A 5,761-nucleotide genomic window follows, 5' to 3' on the forward strand; every position below is an offset into this window, starting at 1 on the left:
AGATGTGTATAAGAGACAGGTTTGATAAAGACCAACTGAAAAAAGCCTTAAAAGAAAATGGATTAGCCGAATCACGGATTTTCGACCGTGCTTTGCTCGATTTGGCGACACAAGAATTAAAACGTCAATACTACAGCCGAGGTAAATACTCGGTTGAAGTCAATACCAAAGTCACGCCACTGGAGCGTAACCGTGTCGCGATTACGTTTGATATTAACGAAGGTGCGGCAGCACGCATCAAATCGATTCGAATTGTCGGTAATCGTGCCTTTGAAGAAAAAGATTTATTAAAAGAGTTTTCGTTATCGACAGGCGGCTGGTTATCTTGGTTTACGAAGGACGATCAATATTCCAAACCAAAATTATCTGGTGACTTAGAAAAGTTACGTGCTTTTTATCTGAATCAAGGCTACTTTGAGTTTTCGATTGACTCTACCCAAGTCAGTATTAGCCCTGATAAACAAGATATGTTCCTCACGGTCAATATCACCGAAGGGGCAAAATACACTGTTTCTGATGTCAAACTGGCGGGTGATTTAATTGTTGCCGAGCCAGAAATGCGTAATTTATTGCAAATCAAAACCGGCGATACCTTTACGCGAGACAAGGTGAATGGTTCGGTTTCTGCATTAAGTGAACGTTTAGGACAAGAAGGCTACGCCTTTGCCAATATCAACGTTGCACCACAGGTTGATCGCGATAAACAACAAGTGGCGTTTACCTTCTTTGTCGATCCCGGTAAGCGCAGTTATGTACGCCGCATTAACATTGTGGGCAATACGCGTACTCGTGATGAGGTGATTCGGCGTGAGATGCGGCAGGTTGAGGGCGGTTGGTATGACTCGGCAAAAATTAAGCGGTCTAAAGAACGGGTTGATTTGCTGGGTTACTTTACCGATGTCAACGTCGAAACCCCACCTGTGCCTGACACCGCTGACCAAGTCGATGTCAACTTCTCGGTGAAAGAAAAGCCAACAGGTAATGTGACGTTAGGGGCCGGTTATGCCCAAAATGAAGGGCTGATCTTATCCGCAGGGATTTCACAGTCTAACTTCTTTGGTTCAGGTAAAGCGGTCAGTGCTTCGTTTAATACGTCCAAATTAAATCGTTATCTCAACCTGTCGTTTACCGACCCGTATTTCACCATTGACGGCGTGTCACTTGGTTATGACGTTTACACACGTCGTTATACCCCAAACAACATTGATCGCTACAACTACCAGACCGATACCTCGGGTTTTGCTGTCCGTTTCGGCGTACCGATTACCGAATACGATACTGTCAACTTTAGTTTGGGTGCAGAACACAATAAGGTTGAAGTGTTTGAGGACAGTCCAATTCGCTATCGTGATTTTGTGCGCGATTTCGGCAAGAGCAACCTGACATGGTTAGCCCGCGCCGGTTGGGCACGTGATACCCGTGATAGCGCCCTATGGCCTACACAAGGTCGGGTGATGCGAGTGAACACCGAATTTGGCTTACCCGGTGGCGATATTGAATACGGTAAATTTGTTCACGCACAACAATGGTTTTTCCCCTTATCAAAAACCTTTACTTTGGCGTTGTCGGGTGAGTTGAGCTTTGTTCAACCTTACGGCAGCACAGAAAAAATGCCGTTCTACCAAAACTTCTTCTTGGGTGGGATTGGTTCATTGCGAGGATTTGAAACCGGCACCATTGGTCCAAAAGACGAAAATGGCGATGCTTATGGCGGAACGCGGCGTGCGGTGGCCAGTGCCGAATTGCTGTTCCCCTTCCCCGGGATGAAAGACGATAAGACCATTCGTGCCAGTGCCTTTGTCGATGCTGGGACATTGTGGGGGGGCGAGATTAAGACCGGTGCTTCTGACGAGATTCGCTACTCTGCCGGTGCTGCTCTGACTTGGTTGTCGCCAATCGGCCCGATGAAATTTAGCTTGGCCTATCCCTTACGTAAGAAAGAAGACGACAAGCTACAGCGTTTCCAATTTACATTGGGCACCACGTTCTAAGGACAAAGGTTGACCATGAGAAAACGGATAAGCACGGGCTTAGCAATCTTAGGTTTGCTGTCGGCATGGCCAGCGGCAGCCGCTGAATTTAAGTTTGGTTATGTCAGCACTGAACGGATTTACAGTGAGGCAAAACCAGCAGTATTGGCACAACAACGCCTAGAACGTGAGTTTGCTCAGCGCGAACAAGAGCTGAAAAAGTTGGCAGCGCGTGCGCGTGATTTGCAAAGTCGCATTGAAAAAATGAAGCCGGACGACAGCGAACGCCGCAACCGTGAGCGCGAGCTGGCACAGCTAGATCGTGAGTTTCAAGCAAAACAGCGTGAGTTCCGTGAGGACTTGGCATTGCGCCGCAATGAAGAATTTGCTGCTGTACGCGACCGTGCAAACCGCGCTATTCGTCAGTTGGCAGCGCAAGATCAGTTTGATTTGATTTTGCAAGATGCTGTGTATGTCAGCCCGCGCTATGACTTAACCGACCGAGTGTTGAAGGAGTTGGATAAATGAGCCAAACCGTGGGGTTTCATTTATCCGAGTTGGTGGCGGCGCTCGGTGGAGAGTGGCGTGGTGACGATGTGCAGATTAAGGCTGTCGCACCATTGGAAACCGCTGGCGATGGTGATATCGCTTTTCTGGCCAATCCGAAATATCGCCAGCAATTGGCCGCTTGTCGCGCTGCAGCGGTGATTGTGCGTCCAGAATTGGCAGAGCAGGTGCCCAATAGTGCGATTCTGGCTGCAGATCCGTATCTCTATTTTGCTAAAGTTGCGCGGTTACTGCATCCACAACCGCGTTATACACCGACAATTCATTCCTCTGCCGTCATCGGTGATCACAGCGACATTGCGCCATCGGTACATATTGCCGCCCAAGTGGTAATCGGTGTGGGGGTCAAAATCGCTGATGATGTTGTGATTCATGCCGGTTGTGTGGTGGGGGATGGGGTAGAAATCGGTGCTGGCACGGTATTACATCCCCGTGTCACGGTTTACCGTGATTGCCGAATTGGTGCGCGCTGTGTGATTCACAGTGGCGCGGTCATTGGTGCCGATGGGTTTGGTATGGCATGGGCTGGGGCTGAGGAAGGGTGGTTTGATATTCCACAAATTGGCCGAGTGGTGATTGAAGACAATGTTCATGTTGGCGCCAATACCACCATTGATCGCGGTGCTTTAGCCGATACGGTGATTGAATATGGGGCGCGTTTGGATAATCAAATTCAAATTGCTCATAACGTCCGTGTTGGCAAATATACCGCGATGGCGGCGTGTGTCGGGGTGGCCGGTTCAACGCGTATTGGTGCCTACTGTATGGTGGGGGGCGCCGGCATGATTTCTGGTCATCTGCAAATTGGTGACCGTGTGCATATCTCGGGCGGAACATTGGTGGCGAAGTCCATCCGTGAGCCCGGACATTACACCGCTGTTTATCCATTAGCGACCCATCGTGAATGGACCCATAACGCTGCGCAATTGCGTCAGCTTGATCGATTATACCAACGCGTTAAGACGTTGGAGGCGCAGCAGGCTGCGTCAGAGACTCATTCTTAGGACTTGATTATGAGCGATACTTCGCTACAAACAACCGAAATCGAAACCCAGATCGACATTCGTGACATTATGAAATTGTTGCCTCACCGCTATCCTTTTTTGCTGGTTGATCGCGTACTAGAACTGGAAAAAGGCAAGCGCGTTAAAGCATTAAAAAATGTGACCGTGAATGAACAATTTTTTGTGGGACATTTTGAACAATATCCGGTGATGCCGGGGGTATTGATTATTGAAGCCTTGGCGCAAGCGGCAGGTATTTTAGCTATCAAAACCCATGATGGTGATGTACGGCAAGAAAACGCATTGTATTTCTTTGTCGGTATCGATAATGCGCGTTTTAAACGTCAAGTGGTGCCGGGCGATCAACTGATTTTTGAAGTGGAAATGTTGCGGGTATCACGCGGCATTGGCAAATTTTCCGCCCGTGCCTTAGTTGATGGTGAATTGGCCTGTGAGGCTGATTTAATGTGTGCGCGGCGGGAGATTTAACACCATGGCCATTCATCCTTCTGCTGTTGTCGATCCACAAGCACAGCTCGACTCTTCTGTTGAAGTTGGCCCCTTCGCGGTGATTGGGCCTGAGGTCACCATTGGCGCTGGCAGCCGTATCGGTGCGCATGTGGTAATCAGCGGCCGCACGCATCTGGGTGAAAACAATGTAATCCATTCCCATGCGGCAGTGGGTTGTGCGCCTCAGGATAAAAAATATCGTGGCGAGCCAACCGAATTGTGGATTGGTCATGGCAATACGATCCACGAATTTTGCACCCTTAGTGTCGGTACAGTGCAAGATAAGGGTATCACCCGTATCGGTGACGATAATTGGATCATGGCCTATGTCCATATTGCTCACGACTGTGTTGTTGGCAGCCATACTATCTTGGCTAATAACGCTACCCTCGCTGGTCATGTCGAAGTCGATGATTGGGTGATCCTTGGTGGTCTGACGGCGGTACATCAATTTTGCAAAATTGGGGCCCATGCGATGAGCGCAGGGGGGTCGATTATCGTGCAGGATGTCCCGCCCTATGTGACAGTAGCGGGTAATCATGCTCGCCCCGCGACCATTAACAGCGAAGGCTTAAAACGTCGTGGTTTTAGCAGTGAGCAAATTCGCATTATTCGGCGTGCCTATAAAACCCTCTATCGAGAAGGGTTACCGCTGGAAGAAGCCAAACAACGTATTGCACAAGCTGCCGAGAACGAGCCCGTGTTACACCTCTTTCCGGATTTCTTTGCGCGTAGCCAACGTGGTGTGATTCGATAATCATGCCTTTGTTTTCTCGTCCTCAGGCCTTAAAAGTGGCCTTGGTTGCTGGAGAAGCGTCAGGCGATACACTCGGCGCGCATCTGATCGAAGCCTTGCGGCAACAACGGCCAGACATTGAATGTGTTGGTATCGGTGGCCCCAAAATGGAAGCGCAGGGATTACATAGCTTGTATCCACAAGAAGCACTGGCAGTGCGGGGTTATGCTGAAGTATTACGCAGTTTACCCCGCCTATTGGGAATTCGCCGTGGCTTGAAAAAGGCACTGTTGGCTGAACCTCCCGATGTGTTTATTGGGATTGATGCCCCTGACTTTAATCTTGGCTTAGAAGAAACGCTTAAAGAGGCGGGTATTCCAACCGTCCATTATGTCAGTCCTTCGATTTGGGCTTGGCGGCCTGAACGGATTGAACGCATTAAGCGCTCAGTGCATCACATCTTGGCTTTGTTCCCGATGGAACCGCCTCTGTACGAAAAAGCAGGGGTGGCAGTGACCTTTGTTGGTCATCCGCTGGCACAGCGTTTTCCTGATGCCCCCGACCGCGATGCCATGCGCCATCGCTTGCAATTGGCGATAGACAGTCCAGTGTTTGCCATTCTTCCCGGTAGCCGCATCAGTGAAATTGAATACATGGGGCAGCTTTTTTTAGAGGCAGCCTCGCTGATTCATCAAGCCTTGCCAGACGCGCAATTCTTATTGCCCGTTGCAACGCGGCCCACATTAGAACGTGTCCAAGCGTTACTAAAAGAGTGGAAGATGGAATCGTTGCCGTTACGGGTGCTGTATGGTCATGCTGGTGATGCAATGATTGCGGCGGACGGCGTATTGGTGGCGAGTGGCACGGCAACCTTAGAAGTGGCTTTGGCAAAACGTCCGATGGTGATTAGCTATCGTATTTCTGCCATGACCTATCAGTTGGTTAAGCGTAAGCTCAAACTGCCTTATGTCTGT

The 5,761-nt window shown here is 49.6% G+C and carries 6 protein-coding genes; all 6 read left to right on the forward strand.

Translation table 11 applies throughout. From position 1 onward, the window contains the following. The coding region (gene bamA, locus ACTBZS_RS11700) for an outer membrane protein assembly factor BamA (protein WP_463044251.1) at nucleotides 1-1,991 on the forward strand (1,991 nt) is incomplete at its 5' end. Between the two features lie 15 nt (nucleotides 1,992-2,006). After that, the gene (locus ACTBZS_RS11705) at nucleotides 2,007-2,498 is read left to right on the forward strand and encodes an OmpH/Skp family outer membrane protein (protein ID WP_022653113.1); all 492 of its coding nucleotides are present in this window, start codon (nucleotides 2,007-2,009) and stop codon (nucleotides 2,496-2,498) included. Beyond that, the gene (lpxD, locus tag ACTBZS_RS11710) at nucleotides 2,495-3,541 is read left to right on the forward strand and encodes a UDP-3-O-(3-hydroxymyristoyl)glucosamine N-acyltransferase (RefSeq protein WP_463044252.1); all 1,047 of its coding nucleotides are present in this window, start codon (nucleotides 2,495-2,497) and stop codon (nucleotides 3,539-3,541) included. Before ACTBZS_RS11705 ends, lpxD begins: the two co-directional genes overlap by 4 nt. Nucleotides 3,542-3,550: 9 nt before the next feature. Next, a complete protein-coding gene (gene fabZ, locus ACTBZS_RS11715; protein WP_463044253.1) occupies nucleotides 3,551-4,030 on the forward strand; it encodes a 3-hydroxyacyl-ACP dehydratase FabZ in 480 nt (159 codons plus the stop codon). 4 nt (nucleotides 4,031-4,034) lie between these two features. Further along, nucleotides 4,035-4,808 (forward strand): acyl-ACP--UDP-N-acetylglucosamine O-acyltransferase, encoded by a 774-nt coding sequence (lpxA, locus tag ACTBZS_RS11720; protein WP_460430793.1) that lies wholly within the window; start codon nucleotides 4,035-4,037, stop codon nucleotides 4,806-4,808. Nucleotides 4,809-4,810: 2 nt separating this feature from the next. Then, nucleotides 4,811-5,761: lipid-A-disaccharide synthase (lpxB, locus tag ACTBZS_RS11725; RefSeq protein WP_463044254.1), on the forward strand; the 951-nt coding region annotated here is incomplete at its 3' end.

The sequence above is a fragment of the Aquaspirillum sp. genome (genome assembly GCF_055136605.1).

Coding starts and splice junctions, on each gene's coding strand:
- lpxA (WP_460430793.1), top strand. CDS start 4,035: ATGGCCATTCATCCTTCTGCTGTTGTCGATCCACAAGCACAGCTCGAC.
- fabZ (WP_463044253.1), top strand. CDS start 3,551: ATGAGCGATACTTCGCTACAAACAACCGAAATCGAAACCCAGATCGAC.
- ACTBZS_RS11705 (WP_022653113.1), top strand. CDS start 2,007: ATGAGAAAACGGATAAGCACGGGCTTAGCAATCTTAGGTTTGCTGTCG.
- lpxD (WP_463044252.1), top strand. CDS start 2,495: ATGAGCCAAACCGTGGGGTTTCATTTATCCGAGTTGGTGGCGGCGCTC.